This window comes from [Clostridium] hylemonae DSM 15053, from assembly GCF_008281175.1.
Classification (GTDB): domain Bacteria; phylum Bacillota; class Clostridia; order Lachnospirales; family Lachnospiraceae; genus Extibacter; species Extibacter hylemonae.
In genome coordinates, this window is the sequence record NZ_CP036524.1 from 1,768,130 (window position 1) to 1,787,396 (window position 19,267).

The 19,267-nt window shown below is 49.1% G+C and carries 17 protein-coding genes; 15 read left to right on the forward strand and 2 right to left on the reverse strand.

The window, feature by feature from the left end:
- Positions 1 to 47: 47 nt before the first annotated feature.
- The 6 genes from LAJLEIBI_RS08085 (at position 48) to LAJLEIBI_RS08110 (ending at position 7,770) form a co-directional block, all read left to right on the forward strand.
- Positions 48 to 2,717, forward strand: coding sequence for a sensor histidine kinase (locus LAJLEIBI_RS08085; protein ID WP_006441291.1), 2,670 nt, complete (start codon positions 48 to 50; stop codon positions 2,715 to 2,717).
- Positions 2,714 to 3,424 carry a response regulator gene (locus LAJLEIBI_RS08090; RefSeq protein ID WP_006441292.1) on the forward strand — a complete coding sequence of 237 codons (711 nt, stop codon included), beginning with the start codon at positions 2,714 to 2,716 and terminating at the stop codon, positions 3,422 to 3,424. Before LAJLEIBI_RS08085 ends, LAJLEIBI_RS08090 begins: the two co-directional genes overlap by 4 nt.
- A 200-nt stretch (positions 3,425 to 3,624) precedes the next feature.
- Positions 3,625 to 5,016, forward strand: coding sequence for a beta/alpha barrel domain-containing protein (locus LAJLEIBI_RS08095; RefSeq protein WP_040434512.1), 1,392 nt, complete (start codon positions 3,625 to 3,627; stop codon positions 5,014 to 5,016).
- Positions 5,017 to 5,039: 23 nt separating this feature from the next.
- Positions 5,040 to 5,693, forward strand: a complete 654-nt coding sequence (locus LAJLEIBI_RS08100; RefSeq protein ID WP_006441294.1) for a GntR family transcriptional regulator — start codon at positions 5,040 to 5,042, stop codon at positions 5,691 to 5,693.
- 23 nt (positions 5,694 to 5,716) lie between these two features.
- A complete protein-coding gene (locus LAJLEIBI_RS08105) occupies positions 5,717 to 6,916 on the forward strand; it encodes an NADP-dependent isocitrate dehydrogenase (protein ID WP_006441295.1) in 1,200 nt (399 codons plus the stop codon).
- A 161-nt stretch (positions 6,917 to 7,077) separates the two neighbouring features.
- Positions 7,078 to 7,770 (forward strand): flavodoxin family protein, encoded by a 693-nt coding sequence (locus LAJLEIBI_RS08110; protein WP_006441296.1) that lies wholly within the window; start codon positions 7,078 to 7,080, stop codon positions 7,768 to 7,770.
- 54 nt (positions 7,771 to 7,824) lie between these two features.
- On the opposite strand, the gene LAJLEIBI_RS08115 is transcribed toward LAJLEIBI_RS08110, so the two are convergent.
- Complete coding sequence (locus LAJLEIBI_RS08115; protein WP_040434514.1) at positions 7,825 to 8,685, reverse strand: helix-turn-helix domain-containing protein; 861 nt, start codon at positions 8,683 to 8,685, stop codon at positions 7,825 to 7,827.
- 153 nt (positions 8,686 to 8,838) lie between these two features.
- Positions 8,839 to 10,758 carry an ABC-F family ATP-binding cassette domain-containing protein gene (locus LAJLEIBI_RS08120; protein WP_006441298.1) on the reverse strand — a complete coding sequence of 640 codons (1,920 nt, stop codon included), beginning with the start codon at positions 10,756 to 10,758 and terminating at the stop codon, positions 8,839 to 8,841.
- A 153-nt stretch (positions 10,759 to 10,911) separates the two neighbouring features.
- Between LAJLEIBI_RS08120 and LAJLEIBI_RS08125 the strand changes: the two genes are divergently transcribed.
- The 9 genes from LAJLEIBI_RS08125 to LAJLEIBI_RS08165 all read left to right on the forward strand — a co-directional run bounded on the left by LAJLEIBI_RS08125 (position 10,912) and on the right by LAJLEIBI_RS08165 (position 19,267).
- Positions 10,912 to 11,562 (forward strand): redox-sensing transcriptional repressor Rex, encoded by a 651-nt coding sequence (locus LAJLEIBI_RS08125; RefSeq protein ID WP_040434516.1) that lies wholly within the window; start codon positions 10,912 to 10,914, stop codon positions 11,560 to 11,562.
- 121 nt (positions 11,563 to 11,683) lie between these two features.
- Complete coding sequence (locus LAJLEIBI_RS08130; protein ID WP_006441300.1) at positions 11,684 to 13,183, forward strand: bifunctional ADP-dependent NAD(P)H-hydrate dehydratase/NAD(P)H-hydrate epimerase; 1,500 nt, start codon at positions 11,684 to 11,686, stop codon at positions 13,181 to 13,183.
- On the forward strand, positions 13,184 to 14,350 hold the full coding sequence (gene alr, locus LAJLEIBI_RS08135; RefSeq protein WP_006441301.1) for an alanine racemase: 1,167 nt from the start codon (positions 13,184 to 13,186) through the stop codon (positions 14,348 to 14,350).
- A gap of 87 nt (positions 14,351 to 14,437) precedes the next feature.
- On the forward strand, positions 14,438 to 14,785 hold the full coding sequence (locus tag LAJLEIBI_RS08140; RefSeq protein WP_006441302.1) for a type II toxin-antitoxin system PemK/MazF family toxin: 348 nt from the start codon (positions 14,438 to 14,440) through the stop codon (positions 14,783 to 14,785).
- 24 nt (positions 14,786 to 14,809) lie between these two features.
- Positions 14,810 to 15,610, forward strand: a complete 801-nt coding sequence (locus LAJLEIBI_RS08145) for a hemolysin family protein (RefSeq protein ID WP_006441303.1) — start codon at positions 14,810 to 14,812, stop codon at positions 15,608 to 15,610.
- Between the two features lie 56 nt (positions 15,611 to 15,666).
- Positions 15,667 to 16,398 carry a YebC/PmpR family DNA-binding transcriptional regulator gene (locus LAJLEIBI_RS08150; RefSeq protein WP_138263604.1) on the forward strand — a complete coding sequence of 244 codons (732 nt, stop codon included), beginning with the start codon at positions 15,667 to 15,669 and terminating at the stop codon, positions 16,396 to 16,398.
- 62 nt (positions 16,399 to 16,460) lie between these two features.
- Entirely contained in the window at positions 16,461 to 17,225 is a 765-nt protein-coding gene (locus LAJLEIBI_RS08155) for a CFI-box-CTERM domain-containing protein (protein ID WP_040434519.1), read from the forward strand.
- Between the two features lie 10 nt (positions 17,226 to 17,235).
- On the forward strand, positions 17,236 to 18,516 hold the full coding sequence (locus LAJLEIBI_RS08160; RefSeq protein ID WP_006441306.1) for an O-acetylhomoserine aminocarboxypropyltransferase/cysteine synthase family protein: 1,281 nt from the start codon (positions 17,236 to 17,238) through the stop codon (positions 18,514 to 18,516).
- Between the two features lie 52 nt (positions 18,517 to 18,568).
- Entirely contained in the window at positions 18,569 to 19,267 is a 699-nt protein-coding gene (locus tag LAJLEIBI_RS08165) for a ClpP family protease (RefSeq protein ID WP_006441307.1), read from the forward strand.

Here is a 19,267-nt window from a genome sequence, read left to right on the forward strand (position 1 = left end):
AATCTTGCATTGGACGACATTTTGAAGTAAGATATACGCAGGTGAAAATGATGGATTTAGAAGAAAACAAAATAATTCCGGATGCGCGCGCAAAGCGGCACGGAAGAGGAAAACTTAAGATTTTTTTCGGATATGCGGCAGGCACAGGGAAAACGTATGCCATGCTGCAGTCTGCCCAGAAAGCAAAAGAGGCGGGTATTGACGTCGTCGCCGGCTATATCGAACCCCATACAAGGCCGGAGACGATGGCGCTGGCCCAAGGGCTGGAAATGCTTCCGGCAAAAGAGCTGCCGCGCCGCAATATGATCCTGCGGGAATTTGATCTGGAAGCAGCGCTTGAACGCAGACCGGAACTGATTCTCATAGATGAGCTTGCACACGCGAATGCTGCGGGGTGCCGCCATGAAAAGCGGTACCAGGATATAAGAGAGCTGCTGAAAGCAGGTATTAACGTGCATACGACTGTAAATGTACAGCACCTGGAAAGCCTGAACGATCTGATCGCCGGAATTACGGGCGTCATTGTGAAGGAACGGATTCCGGATTCAGTGTTTGACGGGGCGGATCAGGCAGAACTGGTCGACATAGAACCGGAAGAACTGCTGGAACGGATGAAAGAGGGGAAAATTTACGGGAAAAGCGGGGCGGACCGGGCAATGGGTAATTTTTTCACAGAAGAGAATCTCGTCTCACTGAGAGAAATTGCCCTGCGAAGAATGGCCGACCGTGTGAACCGCGCACGGGATACGATGACTCCTTTAAGGAACGGGACGGCGGAACATATCCTCATCTGTCTGTCTCCGTCTCCCTCCAACGGAACGGTCATCCGCCAGGCGGCCAGAATGGCGGCGGCCTTCCACGGCGATTTTACGGCGCTGTACGTTGAGACGCCGGAAGCCTCTGACCGGTCCAGAGCGGATATACGGCAGATGAATGAAAATATGCGGCTGGCAGAACAGCTCGGCGCGAAGATCGTCACTTCGTATGGGAGTGATATTGTAGAAGAGATCGCGGCTTACGCCAAGGTGGCCCGGGTCACGAAGATCGTACTTGGCAGGACATATACACGGCGCAGGCTTCTGTTTATCAAAGACAGTTTTTCAGAGCAGCTGAGCAGGCTGGCGCCGACGCTGGAGATTTTCCTTATCCCGGATACTTATGACAAATCGTACAGAGCGGAAAAAAGGAGAAAAAAACCGGCGGATGTGCAGAGCAGTACGGCCAAGGATGCCGTTGTATGTGTGCTGAGCCTTATATGCTCCACAGCTATCGCGTTTCTGCTGAACCGTTTCTTTGGTTTCAGCGCGGCCAATATCGTGATGGTCTATATGCTCAGTGTGCTCATGTCCGCCGTGTTTACAAGCCGTCAGGTCTGGGGGATCATCGCAAGTGTAATGAGCATTCTCATATTCAACTTTTTCTTCACAGAGCCGTACCGTACGCTGCAGGTAAATGACCCCGGATATCTGATCACTTTCTGTGTTATGTTTATTACAGCTGTCATCAGTTCAGCCCTGACGAAAAAGGTAAAAAACTATGCGAGGCAGAACGCAAAAAAGGCGTACCGGACGGAGATCCTTCTGGAGACGAGCCGAAAGCTCCAGGATGCAGGGACGCTTGAGAATATAGCAAAGAAGACGGCCGAGCAGCTCAATATGCTGCTGGAACGGAATGTTTATTTCTATCTCGGGAGGCCGGAGAAGAAAAACAGGCCGGTCGTGTGCAAGGCAGATGAGACCGCGCCTGATATGCTGGAGGATGACGAGCTTGCCGTGGCACAATGGACATACCAGAATAATAAGCATGCAGGATACTCCACGCAGACGCTTCCGGGGGCGCGGTGCCTCTGTATGGCAGTGCGCAGCGCAGATAAAGTGTTTGCGGTCGTGGCGATAGATATGCAGCTAAGAGAGATCCCTGCTTTCGAGGAGGGGATCATGGGTGCGATACTGAACGAATGTGCGTTTGCTCTGGAGAAGGAAGAATTGATCATAGAACGGAAAGAGGCAGACGTAAAGCTTCAGAAGGAACAGCTCAGGGCGAATCTGCTACGGTCTATCTCGCATGATCTGCGCACGCCTCTGACGAGTATTTCGGGAAACGCAGAGACTTTGATGGGAAATGACAGTGAATTGAGCCGGCAGCAGAGGAATGCCATTTATAAGGATATATACGATGATTCCATGTGGCTCGTCAATCTTGTGGAGAACCTGCTGTCTGTCACAAGAATTGAGAATGGCTCGATGGAGCTCAATATACAGGGAGAGATACTGGAGGATGTCATAACCGAGGCGCTCAGGCACGTAAACCGCAGGGGACGGGAACAGGTCATCACAGTTGAGTGCGATGAACTTCTCATGGCCCGGATGGACGTCAAACTGATGCTGCAGGTAATTATCAATCTGACGGACAATGCGGTCAAATATACGCCGCCCCACTCTGAGATCATGATAAAGGCCAGGCGTCATGGTGACAAGGCGGTCGTCACTGTCGCGGATAATGGTCCGGGTATAAAGGAGGACGAAAAGGACCGCCTGTTCCAGATGTTTTATACGTCCAGCAATACGGTGTCGGACGGCCGGCGCGGAATGGGACTTGGCCTTACGCTCTGCCAGGCGGTGGTAGGAGCACACGGCAGTGAGATAAAAGTGTATGACAATGTGCCGCATGGTGCGGTATTTAGATTTGAACTTGAAGTGGAGGAAGTAATATTATGACAGCGAACGGAAAACCGTACGTCCTTGTAGTGGAAGATGACGCGCCGGTCAGAAATCTCATAACAACAACGCTGGAATCCCAGAATTATAAATACATGACGTCTGCAAACGGGAGTCAGGCAGTCATGTCGGCGGCCTCCGGGAATCCTGATATCATATTGATGGATCTGGGACTCCCCGATATGGACGGTGTGGATGTGATCAAGAAGATACGCACATGGTCGGTGGCCCCTATAATTGTGATCAGTGCCAGAAGTGATGATAAAGATAAAGTAGACGCCCTTGATGCAGGGGCAGACGATTATCTGACGAAACCGTTCAGCGTGGAGGAACTGCTCGCAAGACTCCGGTCAACGCTGCGGCGGATCCAGTATCTGACACAAAAAGGGGAGGAGGAGCCGAGCGTATTTCACAATGGCAGCCTTACTATTGACTACGGTGCGGGCACAGTGTATGTAGGTGAGCAGGAGATCCATCTGATGCCGCTCGAATACAGCCTGCTCTGCCTTCTGGCCCAGAATGTCGGAAAGGTGCTGACATACCAGTTTATTCTCGATAAGGTATGGGTCAATGCCATTGAGAGCGACATGTCGTCACTTCGCGTCTATATGGCTTCTCTCAGAAAGAAAATTGAAAAGAACAGCAGTCAGCCGCAGTGTATTCAGACTCATATCGGAATCGGATACCGGATGGTCCGGCTGAATTAAGGAGACAGTTCTTAAGTGATAATACAGAGTCAGTTCCCTGCAACGTGAAGAGAACGGGTGAGTTCATCTTCCGTCGCAGAGAACGGGCTCTTTTTTGGAATAATTTTCTTGACAATGAATGTATAATTGTATACAATTATACATATTAAGGCGGCACTGCGCTGAAGCGCCGCACTATTTATTCAGAAGGAGAGATAATGATGGAAGACAGGAAAGTATATCTTGATAAACATTCAAATCTGCTGCAGCTGGAGGAGCATATGTATCCGCTTGTGGACGTGGAAAAACCGAATGTGTTCCGCAACCTTTTTCATTATGATGAGATACCGAAGATCGCGTTTAATGACCGTATCGTGCCGCACAGCATGCCGGATGAGATATGGATCACGGATACGACTTTCCGGGACGGGCAGCAGTCACGGGCTCCTTACAGTACAGAACAGATCGTGACCATGTACGATTATTTTCACAGGCTGAGCGGACCGAAGGGGAAGATCCGGCAGTGTGAGTTTTTCTTATACAGCGGCAAAGACCGGGACGCTGTGTACAAATGTCTTGAACGGGGGTATGAGTTTCCGGAAGTGACGAGCTGGATCAGGGCCAGCAGGAAAGACTTTGAACTTGTAAAAGAGATCGGGCTGAAAGAGACGGGCATTCTCGTAAGCTGCTCTGACTATCATATTTTTTACAAGCTGAAGATGACGAGGCGGGAGGCAATGGAACATTATCTGTCCGTGATACGCGAGTGCCTGGAGACGGGGATCCGTCCGCGCTGTCATCTGGAGGATATCACAAGATCAGATATTTATGGTTTCGTCATTCCGTTCTGTCTTGAGCTGATGCATCTGATGGAAGAATATAAGATACCGATCAAGATCCGCGTGTGCGATACGATGGGTTACGGGGTGAACTATCCGGGGGCTGTGATTCCCCGCTCTGTTCCGGGAATCATCTACGGCCTGCGCGTCCATGCCGGCGTGCCGAGCAGTCTCATAGAGTTCCACGGGCACAATGATTTTTACAAGGCGGTCAGCAATTCAACAACGGCATGGCTGTACGGGGCAAGCGGCGTAAACTGTTCTTTGTTTGGCATAGGGGAGAGGACCGGGAACACGCCTCTGGAGGCGATGGTATTTGAGTATGCCCAGATCCGGGGGACGCTGGATGGGATGGATACGACAGCCATCACGGAGCTGGCAGAATATTACGAGAAAGAGATCGGATACAGGGTTCCCTCCAGGACGCCCTTTGTCGGGAGAAATTTTAATGTGACACGAGCCGGAATTCATGCAGACGGGCTCTTGAAAAATGAAGAGATTTATAATATATTTGATACGGAGAAGTTTTTAAACCGGCCGGCGCTCGTGGCCGTATCCAACACGTCGGGCCTTGCGGGCATCGCCCACTGGATCAATACATACTACCGGCTGCGAAAGGATGAGCAGGTGGATAAAAGTTCTGAACTTGTGGCGATGGTAAAAGCGTGGGTCGACAGGGAATATGAGGACGGCCGCGTCACTGTTCTGACTGACGAGGAACTTACAGGCGTCATAGAAACGGCCTGTAAACAGCTTGGAATATGTCTTAAATAAATCATTGGGGGTAAACAGAAGTAATGGAAGAGTATCAGGACAGGTCTCTGCGGGGCAGGGTTTTCCAGAAGCTGAGGGAGGATATCCTCTCCGGCGTGTATAAAGAACACGATGAACTGCGGGAGATCACGCTTGGGGAGACGCTGGGGGTCAGCAGGACGCCGGTCCGGGAGGCGCTGCGGCAGCTCGAACTGGAAGGGCTTGTGACGATCGTTCCGAACAAGGGAGCATATGTCACCGGGATAACACAGAAGGATGTGCACGACATCTACAAAATACGTTCTATGCTGGAAGGTCTGTGCGCTCATTGGGCGACAGAGCATATTACGGACAGGCAGATAGAAGAGCTGGAAGAGATCATCCTGCTGTCGGAATTTCATCTCGGAAAGAAAGGAAGCGAGCAGGCAGAGCAGGTGAGCGAACTGGACGGAAAGTTCCATAAAGTCTTGTATGAAGCGTCGGATAGTCGTATACTGGAACATGTATTATCTGATTTTCACAAATACGTGCAGATGGCGAGAACGATGTCCGTAGGCGCAAAGGAAAGGGCGGAAAAGTCCATAGAGGAACACCGCGCGATACTCGAGGCGATCAAGCTTAAGGATGCCGACAGGGCGGAACGGCTTGCCAACGCGCATATTATGAAAGTGATGGAAAACCTTCACATAGAGGAGTAAAAAGAAAAGGAGAGTTACAGAAAATGGCAAAAATCAAGATGGCAACACCAATCGTAGAGATGGACGGGGACGAGATGACAAGAATCCTCTGGCAGATGATCAAGGAGAATCTGCTGGAACCGTTTATTGAATTAAATACAGAATACTACGATCTCGGCCTTGAACACAGGAATGAGACAGACGATCAGGTGACGGTCGACTCTGCAAATGCGACGAAGAAGTATAAAGTGGCTGTAAAATGCGCGACCATCACACCGAATGCCGCCCGTATGGAGGAATACGATCTGAAAGAGATGTGGAAGAGCCCTAACGGAACGATCCGTGCTATCCTTGACGGTACTGTATTCCGCGCTCCGATCGTAGTCAAAGGGATCGAGCCGTGTGTGAAGAACTGGAAAAAGCCGATCACAATTGCAAGACATGCGTACGGAGACGTCTACAAAGGTACGGAGATGAAGATCCCGGGCGAGGGAAAAGTAGAACTCGTATATACGGCCAAAGACGGATCGAAGAGCAGGGAACTCGTACATGATTTCACCGGCGCGGGTATTGTACAGGGGATGCACAATGTCAATGAGTCGATAGAGAGTTTTGCGCGGAGCTGCTTTAATTATGCACTCGATATCGGGCAGGATCTCTGGTTTGCCACAAAGGATACGATCTCTAAAAAATATGACCATACATTCAAGGACATTTTCCAGGAGATCTTTGAGGAAGAGTACGAGAACAAATTTAAAGAGGCTGGCATTACATATTTTTACACGCTGATCGACGATGCGGTGGCCCGCGTCATGAAGTCAGAAGGCGGCTATATATGGGCGTGCAAGAATTACGACGGGGATGTGATGAGCGATATGATATCGTCTGCATTCGGTTCTCTTGCCATGATGACATCTGTCCTTGTATCGCCGGAAGGATACTATGAATACGAGGCGGCACACGGCACCGTTCAGAGACATTATTATAAACATCTGAAGGGCGAAGAGACATCCACAAACTCCGTGGCCACCATATTCGCATGGTCCGGCGCGCTCAGAAAGCGCGGAGAGCTGGACGGCAGCAGAGAGCTTATGGAATTCGCCGACAGACTGGAAAAAGCGACCATAGACACGATAGAAGAGGGAAAAATGACAAAAGACCTGGCACTCATCACGACCGTGGAGAAACCAGTGGTGTTAAATAGTGAAGAATTTATAAAGGCAATAGCAGAAAAACTCGCATAGACGAATATGTACGGCACGTTTTGGTACGCAGCACATGAAAAAGGCTGGGTGCCAAATTGTGTTTTCGCGTGTACGAGGTTAAAATACGGTCTGTACTGATAATAAGGTGAGTATACCATAGTGAGACACCAGATGTAAGGACGATAAAGGGGAGAACTAAAATGAAGATACTGATGATCAACGGAACCATGCAGAAGGGCTCCACATATACGATTGGAAAGATGTTTATTGAGAGGACAGCGTCTGAGGAAGATTCAGTTAAGGAACTGTTTCTTCCGAAAGATATGCCGGAATTCTGCCGCGGCTGCGCGGTGTGTATCCGCCAGGATGAAAAGAAGTGTCCGGATTATCTCATATATATGCGGCGGATCACAGAGATGATAGACGAAGCAGATCTGCTCGTGTTCACGTCACCTGTTCTGGTGTACCATGTGTCAGGGCAGATGAAAGCACTTCTGGATCATTACGGTTACCGGTGGATGGTACACCGCCCGGACGCATCCATGTTTCGCAAGCAGGCTGTCTGTATCACAACAGCAGCGGGCGCCGGAATGAAAAAGGCGCTGCGGGACATGACGGACAGTCTCAGATACTGGGGGGTGGCCAGAATATATACGTACGGCGTCGCTGTAGGTGGCGGGATAGACGACACGAACAGAGAGAAGATAGAGACAGCGGTCCATAATCTTGCCGAAAAAATAGAGCATGATGCGTCGAAAGTTACGCCGGGACTGCGGGTAAGGATTCTGTTCTATATCATGAGATTTATGCAGAAACGAACAGGCACGACAGAAACAGACAAGAACTATTGGGAAGAAAAAGGATGGCTTGGAAGAAACCGTCCATGGAAATAAACCGCCATAACAGCAGATACATGAGGCTGCCGCACTATGCGGCAGCCTCATGTATTACAGACCAGGCAATGACAGATGATTTTGTTTTTGCAGAATGAACTTTTGTGTGGGATAACCAAACTCTATGAGCAGTTCTGCCTCGGAAAAGCCTAATTGCCGGAATACTTTTCTATATCCGGTGTCGGCTTTATCGCCCTCTCTGAAAGTTGTAATACTTATCGGAACATCGGTCAAGAGTTCACCCCTTACCTTTTGCAAAAAAGCTTTGGCAATATCATTTTTTCTGTATTGCGGGTGTATTCCTAAGAAATCAATGCTCCCTGCCGCATTGTTAAATATCATTGCGCCGATGATAATATTTTTGTCTTTCATTATGAGCGCCTGCTTTTTTTGGACACTTTGTTTTAACCGCTCCAAATATTCATCTTCATTCAAGTAAGGAAAACCATCTACAACAAGACAAAGCAGATCCATCCAGGCCGGAATATCGTTTTCCACAGCATAAACAATGTCTGCCTGCCAATCAATATCTGTGCTGGTCTTTGTGGGATTATCATTCAGAATATATGTAAGCTGTAATGGGTAAAACTCCTCTGCCTCTCGATACTGGTTTGGAGTTTTTTTGTACATGTGCTTAAATACAGTGGTAAATGACTGCTGACTTTTGTAACCCGCGGTCAAAGCGATCTCAATAATAGGTTTATCGGAGAACACAAGCAGTTTAGCAGCTTCAGTCAATCTGCGCCGCTGCACATAGTCATGAATTGTCAGACCGACTGTGTCTATAAACACACGGTGCAGATGATACTTGGAATAATGGACCGCATTGGCTACTATTTCCAAATCCAGTTTGCCGGCTAAATTGCTTTCAATGTAGTCTATTGCTGCTTTTACACTTATAATGTTGATCTGCATTGCGGTCCCCTCCTTTCTCTGCAATATTATATCAGGTATTTTACACGAATCTTTCATTATTCTTGCTGTTATTATTTAATACAGGGAAAATACACGGGGCGCACATTAAGTAATCAATGCGCGCCCCGTTCTCTGGCGGGAGAGTGTCCGGGATCAATCAGCCAGCTCTTCCCATCTTATATACAATTCTTCAAGCTCTGTGTGGATTGCGGCTTTCTCTGCCGCCAGCTCCTGACATTGTACGGAATTCGTGTATACCTCTTCCTGTGTCATGAGGATGTCTATCTCAGTGTCGCGCTCTTCCAGAGCAGTGATCCGTTCTTCTGTCTTTTTCAGATCATTCTGGCGTTTCCGTTCCTTCGCCTGGGCTTCCTTTTGTTCCTGCCAGCTCAGTTTAGATTCGGACACGGCCTCCTGCGCCCGGGATAAATCTTCAGACTGCCCGGATCCGGCATATACGGCGGTAAGCTCTTCTTTCTTTTCAAGGTAGTAATCGTAATTCCCAATATAATTGACAAAGGTCTGATTCACGAGGTCAAGGATTCTTGTGGCCGTCTCGTTGATAAAGTACCGGTCATGCGACACATAAAGCACAGTGCCGGTGTAATCGTTCAAGGCTTTTTCCAGAATCTCCTTGGACGTAATATCGAGATGGTTGGTCGGCTCGTCGAGGATGAGAAAATTTGCTTCCGAGAGCATGAGCTTGGCCAGTGACACACGTCCCCGCTCGCCGCCGCTTAAGTCCCCGATCATCTTGAACACGTCGTCGCCTGTGAAGAGGAAGGCGGCCAGCATATTGCGGATCTGCGTGTTTGTGAGATGCGGATAGTCGTCGGAGATCTCTTCAAAGATCGTCTTGTCCATGTGGAGCACGTGGTGTTCCTGATCATAGTATCCTATCTCTACATTGGTTCCGAGCGTAAAGGTCCCGCTGTCGGCAGGCACTACGTTGTTCAGTATCTTAAGAAGCGTCGTCTTGCCCGTTCCGTTGTCACCGATGACGGCAACATGTTCGCCTCTTTTTATCTCAAAGCTGACATCGGAAAACAGACGCTGGGACGGAAAGGACTTGCCCAGATGCTCCACGCTCAGCACATCATTTCCACTGATGCAGGACGGCTCCAGCGACAGATGTATCTCTGTGTTCGTCTCCTTTGGTTTTTCGACCGGCTGCAGTTTGGATAGCATTTTCTCGCGGCTTTCGGCCCGTTTGACAGATTTCTCCCGGTTAAAGGAGCGGAGCTTTTCGATCACTGCCTCCTGATGTTTGATCTCCTGCTGCTGGTTCATATATTCTTTCAGCTTCGCGTCCCGTATCATCTTTTTTTTCTCGGCATACTGGCTGTAATTGCCCATGTAGACGGAGAGTGTGCCAAGTTCGATCTCAAGCACCTTCGTCACGACTCTGTTCAGAAAATAACGGTCATGTGAGACGATAAGTACGGCGCCCTGATAATTTAACAGATAGGTTTCAAGCCATGCGATGGAGTTGAGGTCCAGATGGTTCGTCGGCTCATCCAGAAGAAGAATGTCAGGCTTTGTCAAAAGAAGCTTGCCGAGAGAGACCCTGGTTTTCTGCCCTCCGGACAGTGTGTCAACGCTCTTGGCAAAATCCGATTCGTCAAACCCGAGACCTTTTAAAACCCCGGTGATCTCACTTTCATAGGCATAGCCGTTGGCCCGCTCAAAGGCAGCGGTCAGACGGTTATATGTGTCAAGGCGCGCTTTTAAAGCATCTCCTTCGAGATGCTTTAATTCCAGTTCGATCGTGCGTATCTGGCGTTCGGTCTCGATGATATCCGCCTTTGCCGTCCTCACCTCTTCATATATAGTATTGCCGCCTGTCATTTCCTGGTGCTGTGCCAGATAGCCGAGCGTCTTTCCTTTTGTGAGTATGACTTCTCCGGCGTCAGCCGGAAGCTCGCCGACCATCATTTTCAGTATGGTCGATTTTCCGGCGCCGTTTGGCCCTACGAGGGCGGCTTTCTCATAGTCTTCTATATGAAAAGACGCATCTCTTACGATGACATCTTCTCCAAATGCTTTACTTATTCCGTGACATGCCAGTATCATAACTTCCTCCCACGCCGCGCCTGCAATGCTTCAAAAGCGGGCGCTGCTACCATTCATTATATCGAAAATAGGACAAAATACAACTAAAAGTTTGACTTTGAAGTGACAATTCTATATAATATTTTTTAGAACGTAACAGGAAGGTGAGTGCTAGTGGAAGAAAGAGAAATCTCTCAGGCGGTGATACGCAGGCTGCCAAGATATTACAGATATTTGGGGGAACTGCTGGAAAACGGGGTCGAAAGAATCTCCTCCAACGATTTGAGCAAGAGAATGAAAGTTACTGCATCTCAGATTCGTCAGGACCTTAACAATTTCGGCGGTTTCGGACAGCAGGGATACGGTTACAATGTAAAGTATTTATATACAGAGATAGGCAAGATTCTCGGTCTGGAGGAAGACCACAATATTGTCATCATCGGAGCAGGTAATCTGGGACAGGCGCTTGCCAATTATGCGGCTTTTGAAAAAAGAGGGTTTATCTTAAAGGGCATTTTCGATGTGAACCCGAGGCTGAACGGTGTTTCGATCAGAGGCGTGCCGATACGCATGATGGACGAACTCAAAGACTTTGTCCAGAATAATAATGTAGAGATCGCCGTACTTACGATTCCGAAGGAAAAGGCGATCGAGGTGGCAAACATGCTTGTAGAAAATGGTGTGCGCGCGATCTGGAATTTTGCGCATACCGATCTGAATCTGCCTGACCACATTATCGTCGAGAATGTTCACCTGTCTGAAAGCCTCATGAGGCTGTCTTACAATATCAGCCGTTACAACGATGAGCACAGCGGCAAAAAATAAGGAAGTATAAAAACGTGTAACGATGGGCATGTGAAGAACAGGCTTGTCTTTACACGTTCTTTTATATACCGGGGAGCTTTGGGTGAAAAAGGTTCCGGGAAAATAACAGGAGGTGAGAGGTATGAAATATTTACTGAATGCATCCCAGATGAAGCGCGCAGACGAGTATACGACCGGCCGGCTTCGGATTCCGTCACTGGAACTGATGGAGCGTGCCGCGGCCGGGTGTGTGGATCACATGGAAGAAAGCGGCCTGGACCTGACAAATGTGTGCGTAGTATGCGGGACCGGAAACAATGGCGGCGACGGCTTTGCGGCCGCAAGGATGCTGACAGAAAAAGGGCACAGGGTCACGGCTGTTCTCTGCGGGGAAGAAGAACACTGCACAAAGGAGACAAAGGAGCAGATAAAGCGGCTGAGGCAGACGGGCGCCGCAATCACTACGGAATTCAGGGAAGACAGCTACAGTGTGGTCATTGATGCACTGTTCGGCGTCGGATTAAACCGTGAGATCGAAGGAAAACGCAGGGAGCTTATTGACGCCATGAACCGCTCCGGGGGATTTAAGCTGGCGGTCGACATTCCGTCCGGCGTGTGCGCGGACAGCGGCGCTGTCATGGGGACTGCCTTTCGGGCGGACGCGACAGTGACGTTCCAGGAGATGAAGCTTGGCATGGAATTATATCCGGGAAAAGAGTATGCTGGTAAGACAGTGACAGTCAATATAGGGATAGATACGTCAGAGATAAAAAAGGAAAAAGACGCGGCATTTACGTATGAATGCGGTGAGTATAAAAGCCTGCTTCCGGTGCGCAGGGCGGATTCCAACAAAGGTACTTATGGCAGGGTGCTGGTCATCGCGGGAAGCAGGGGCATGTCGGGGGCGGCTTACCTGAATGCCAGAGCAGCGTATACGGCGGGCGCGGGACTCGTTCAGATCTATACGTCGGAGGATAACCGCGTGATACTGCAGACGCAGCTGCCCGAGGCCATCATCAGGACATATGACTTTTACGATGAAGTGGAATTGTTAAAGCTCCTGAACTGGGCTGATGTCGTAAGTGTCGGTTCAGGGATCGGAACGAGTGACAAATCACGAAAGATACTCAGGACGGTTATGGAGAATGTGGAGGTGCCGTGTGTGATAGACGCGGACGGACTGAATCTGATAGCAGACCATAAGAAGTATCTTGACCGGCTGAGGCATGAAAACTTTATATTCACCCCCCACATGAAAGAAATGTCCCGTATGACAGGCAAAGATATTCCGCAGCTGAGAGCGCGCAGAATAGAGATACTGCGTGAATTTGCAGAAGAGTACAGTGTCACGTGTGTGCTTAAGGATGCCCGGACAGTTACCATGCCTGCGGGAGGCCGTCCTTATGTGAATCTGTCCGGAAATGCATCTATGGCCAAGGCCGGTTCAGGTGATGTGCTCGCCGGTATAATTGCCGGTCTGCTCGCGCAGGGACTGGACCTGACAGACGCCGCAGTGCTTGGGACATATCTTCACGGCAGGGCGGGAGAACTGGCAAGCCGTGACAAGGGGAGTTACAGTGTCATGGCCTCTGACCTGATCGAATACACAGGGAGAGCCATGAAGGAAGAGGAGGACAGATAGATGAAAGCGTATAACAGAGTATGTGCCAGGATAGACCTGGATGCAGTGGAATATAATATAGAAATGATGAAGAATAACGTCCGGGACGGCGCAAAGATGCTCGGTGTTGTCAAGACAGACGGTTACGGACACGGTGCGGTACAGATCGCAAAGATGCTCTCGCCGAAGGATTATATGTGGGGATTTGCGGTTGCCACACTTGACGAGGCTGTTGTCCTTCGCCATGGAGGGATCGAAAAACCGATCCTCGTTCTCGGATGCATTTTCCCCGATCAGCGGGAGGATATGATAAAACACGACATCCGTATGACTTTGTACACCGAAGAAATGGCCCGCGAAGTGTCTGAGCTTGCGGTCAAAATAGGAAAGCAGGCATATATTCATATTAAGCTTGATACTGGAATGTCAAGACTTGGGTTCCTGATCGGGGAAGAAGCGGCGGACATCATAGAGCGCATCAGCAAAATGCCGAATCTCGTCATGGAGGGCATGTATACACATTTTGCGAAAGCGGATGAGATCGATAAGTCTTTCACCGGGAAGCAGATCAGGAACTATGTGTGGATGAAGGAAACACTCGAAAAGAGAGGGGTGGCCTTCACGTATTACCACTGCTCCAACAGTGCGGGAATCATCGATGTCCCGGAGGCGAACATGGACCTGGTGCGGGCCGGTATCTCTACTTACGGCCTGTATCCGTCCGAAGAAGTACATAAAGAAAATGTTCCGCTTAAGCCGGCTATGGAGCTTATCAGCCATGTGGCGCACGTTAAATGGGTAGATGCGGGGACGCCGGTAAGCTACGGCGGCACGTACATTACAGACAGGAGAACAAAGATAGCCACGATCCCGGTAGGGTACGGTGACGGCTATCCGAGAAGTCTCTCCAACAAGGGATATGTCCTGATCCACGGGAAAAAGGCACCTATTCTCGGGCGCGTGTGCATGGACCAGTTCATGGTCGACGCGACAGAGATAGATGATGTAAAGTATGCAGATAAAGTGACACTGGTAGGAAATGACGGCGGTGAAAAGCTTCCGGTGGAAGTCTTAAGCGGACTGTCCGGAAGATTCAACTATGAATTCGTGTGCGATCTCGGCAAAAGAATACCGAGAGAGTTCATCCGTCACGGTGAAATCGTGGAACAGATGGATTATTTCGTATAAATCACGGTATTACTGCAGCTCTATAGAATACATTTGAAAAAGATGGAAATACTAATTTTATCTTAAGTAAATGGAGTGTGAAATAGAGTGCAGGTTAGACGTGGAGATATATATTATGCGGACTTAAGTCCGGTAGTCGGATCAGAACAGGGCGGCATCAGGCCTGTATTGATAATACAGAACGATATAGGGAACAAACACAGCCCTACGGTCATCTGTGCCGCCATCACATCAAAGATGAACAAGGCGAAGCTGCCGACACACGTGGAGATCGATGCGAAAAAATACCAGATAGTGAAAAATTCAGTCATATTGCTGGAACAGGTGAGGACAATTGACAAACAGAGACTCAAAGACCTTGTCTGCCACCTTGACAAACAAATAATGAACAAAGTAGATGAGGCGCTGAAGATCAGCTTCGAGCTTCATACATAGTAAAAGGAGTTTAGAAAAACAGTTATGGAAGAAGGCAGTTTGTTTCAGAGAATGAAACAGATATTTCAGATCAAAGAGGATGTTGAAGACGAAGGTGTCTGGAAAGAAGCGGCGGAATTGATCCGCAATATATTCCGTTATATGGATAAAGACGCAAAGGACATTATGACACACAGAAAAAATATCGTGGCTATCGACGGAAATGAAAAGCTCGCGGATGCCCTCAGGTTCATGCTTGATGAGAGCTATTCCCGTTTTCCGATATATGAGGAGGGCATTGACGAGATCATCGGCACGATACATCTCCGGGAGGCGATGACCTGCTATTTTAACGAAGACCTGCGCCAGATGCCGGTCAAGCAGCTTGACGACTACATAAGGCCGGTGGCGTTTATTCCGGAGACAAAAAGTATTGATACCTTATTTAAAGAGATGCAGGCGGAGAAAAATCACATCGCGATCGTGCTGGATGAATATGGGCAGACATCCGGACTTGTGGCTATGGAAGATATTCTGGAAGAGATCGTCGGCAATATTCTCGACGAATATGACGAAGAAGAAGAGCTGATCGAGATACTTCCGGACGGCAGATGTATTGCGAGCGGTATGACAGATCTGGAGGATCTGGAAGATATGCTGCCGATGACATTTGAAAAAGAAGAATACGAGACACTCAACGGTTTCCTTGTTGACCAGCTGGACAGGATCCCGTCTGAGGAGGAGACATGCATCGTGGAATACGATGGATACCGGTTCACTGTTCTTTCCGTAGATAATAATACGATCGAAAGAGTTAAGATTGAAAAACTAAACGAAGAGTGCTAGAATAGAAAAAGTGCGGGAAACAGCGAAAAGATAAGGTATAAGGAGAGATTTAGAACATGTCAGGACATTCAAAATTTGCAAATATCAAGCATAAGAAAGAAAAAAATGATGCCGCCAAGGGCAAGATTTTCACCAAGATCGGTAAGGAACTTGCCGTGGCGGTAAAAGAAGGCGGAAGCGCCGACCCGGCAAACAACAGCCGTCTGCGTGACGTCATAGCAAAGGCTAAGGCAAACAACATGCCGAACGACACGATCGACAGGAATATCAAGAAGGCGGACGGAGACGCAAACGCCGCCAATTACGAATATATTACATATGAAGGCTACGGGCCGAACGGAACAGCTATTATCGTTGAGGCGCTCACCGACAACCGGAACAGAACTGCTACAAACGTAAAGAACGCATTTACGAAAGGAAGCGGCAACGTCGGAACACCGGGATGCGTGTCCTTTATGTTTGACAAAAAGGGACAGATCATCGTGTCAAAAGAGGAATATGAAGGCGATGCGGACGACCTGATGATGCAGGCGCTCGATGCCGGGGCGGAAGATTTCGCGGAAGAAGAGGACAGCTATGAGATCGTCACCACGCCGGAGGACTTCAGTACAGTCAGGCTGGCGCTCGAAGAGGCCGGCATTCCCATGGCGGCGGCGGAAGTGACGATGATTCCGCAGACATACGTGGAACTCACTGATCCGAAAGACATCCAGAATATCCAGAAGACTCTGGACATGCTCGACGATGACGACGACGTACAAGACGTATACCATAACTGGGACGAATGATGGACGAAGTCTGTGCGGGGACGAAGGATAATGCGCTGCTGTGCAGACAATGGAGGAGACATATGGAACAGACGAAGCAGGAATTGATCCAGCTCTTTGAAGAGATGCTGACGCAGATCAAACATTTTAAACGCAAGACATACGAAGGCATATTTAAAGACTGTTATGACAAGTATAAAGGTACGGTGGCGGCCGTCGCCCGGCTGTGCGAGGAAGCGCCGGAGGATGAGAGGGAAGCGGTGGCGGCGGAACTTGCGCTTGTCATTCCGGACTATGCTTTTGAAAAAATGCAGGCATTGTCAAAGGGAAAGAAGGAACGGTTTTCTGTAGACTACAATATGAACATGGCAGTCTACGTCGTGCCGATGCTTACATACACACATAACGAATACTGTGAAAAGATCGCCTCCAAAATGGTGGAAGCCTGGAATGAAAAGGGTGTCACAACGCTCACACTCGGGCAGTCGAGTTATGATGATATCGCGGGGGGCTTTAAAAAAGGCTTCTGCTTTATCACAACAGCGGTCTGTGAACAGCAGGACAAGCCGGACGACTGTTATGAGCTCAGGACACTCCGCGCCTACAGAGATGATTATATGATGAGTACAGAGGACGGGAAAGCTCTCGTGGAAGAGTATTATGACATAGCGCCCGGTATCGTGCAGATCATCAATATGCAGAAAGACGCAGAACATATATATGAAGCACTGTACAGAGACTGCCTTGCCCCGTGTATCAGCTGTATCGAGGCAGGGGAAAAAGAACGGTGCAAAGAGCTGTACACGCGTATGGTCCGCGGCTTACAGAAAAAATATTTATATTCATAGGAGGACTTGTATGAGCAATTATAAAATGGAAACAAAATGTATCCAGTCAGGATACCAGCCTGGAAACGGAGAGCCTAGAATTCTTCCGATCTACCAGAGCACGACGTTTAAGTATGACAACAGCGAGCAGATGGGACGTCTGTTTGATCTGGAGGAATCCGGCTATTTCTATACAAGACTTCAGAATCCGACCAATGACGCCGTGGCGGCTAAAATCTGTGATATGGAGGGCGGTGTGGCCGCGATGCTCACATCTTCCGGTCAGGCGGCCAGTTTCTATGCCATCATGAATATCGTGGAGGCGGGGGACCATATCGTATGCACGTCAGCGCTTTACGGAGGTACATATAATCTGTATGCCCACACGATCAGAAAGATGGGTGTGGAGGCTACGTTTGTAGATCCGGATTGCACGGAAGAAGAACTGGACGGGGCGTTCCGGGACAATACGAAAGCCGTTTTCGGGGAGACGATCGCCAATCCTGCGCTTGTAGTCCTTGATCTTGAAAAGTTTGCGAAGGCGGCTCACACACACGGAGTGCCGTTTATCGTTGACAATACATTTGCCACGCCGGTCAACTGCCGCCCGTTCGAGTGGGGAGCGGATATCGTCACACACTCTACGACGAAGTATATGGACGGACATGCGACAAGTGTGGGAGGGGCCATCGTGGATAGCGGTAATTTTGACTGGGAAGCACATGCCGGGAAGTTCCCGGGGCTTACGACTCCTGATGAGACTTATCACGGCATCGTCTACACCGAACGCTTTGGCAAAGGCGCATATATCACAAAAGCGACCGCTCAGCTCATGAGAGACCTCGGTTCGATCCAGGCGCCGCAGAATGCCTTTTTGCTTAACATCGGTCTTGAGACGCTGGCGCTTCGCATGGAACGCCACTGCCAAAATGCGCTGGCGGCTGCAATGTATCTTAAGAACCATGAAAAAGTCGCATGGGTAAGCTGCCCGGCGCTGCCGGGTGACAAATATTATGATCTGGCGCAGAAGTATATGCCGGACGGTACATGCGGCGTTATCACATTCGGACTGAAAAAGGGAAGAGACGCGGCCGTGAGGATGATGGACAGTCTCAAGATGATCGCGATCGTGACACATGTGGCGGATGCGAGAAGCTGCGTTCTTCACCCGGCGAGCCATACCCACCGCCAGATGAATGAACAGGAGCTTCTGGAAGCTGGCGTCCAGCCGGATCTGATCCGGTTCAGCGTGGGAATAGAAAATATCGATGACATTACCGCAGATTTGGAACAGGCATTAATGCAAGTATAAAATATGCAAAACACCTTCATACTATTAAAAATGGTATGGAGGTGTTTTTTACATGGCAGATCAAGAGAAAGAAGAACAGAAAAATAATGAGATAAAAGAGATGGGAAGCATAAACCTGGATGAAAACAAAAGCAGCCACCGGATCAAGCTTCTGACGATCATCGGAGAGATCGAGGGCCACGAGGCGGTATCAGGCAATACAAAGGCCACAAAATACGAACATTTACTGCCGATGCTTGCCGAGGTGGAGGACAGTGAGGAGATAGAAGGCATGCTCATTCTGCTGAATACGCTTGGCGGAGATGTTGAGGCAGGACTCTCTATAGCGGAGATGATCGCATCACTGAGCAAGCCGACCGTGTCGCTCGTACTGGGAGGAAGCCACTCGATCGGCGGTCCTCTGGCAGTGTCCGCACAGTATTCATTTATCGTGCCGAGCGGAACGATGATCATACATCCGGTACGTTCCAGCGGTATGTTCATAGGGGTAGAACAAAGCCTGCGCAATATGCTGCGCACACAGGACAGAATAACCCGTTTCCTTTCCAAACATTCCAATATGAGCCAGGAACGCATTGAGAAGCTCATGCTGAATCCGACAGAACTCGTAAAAGACGTAGGCACGCTGCTGGAAGGCGAGGACGCTGTGAAGGAAGGGCTTATAGATGAAGTCGGCGGTATGAGCCAGGCGTTGCATAAATTGCACGAAATGATAGACGGGGAACGGCAGAAAAAGCATAAAAATATGTAA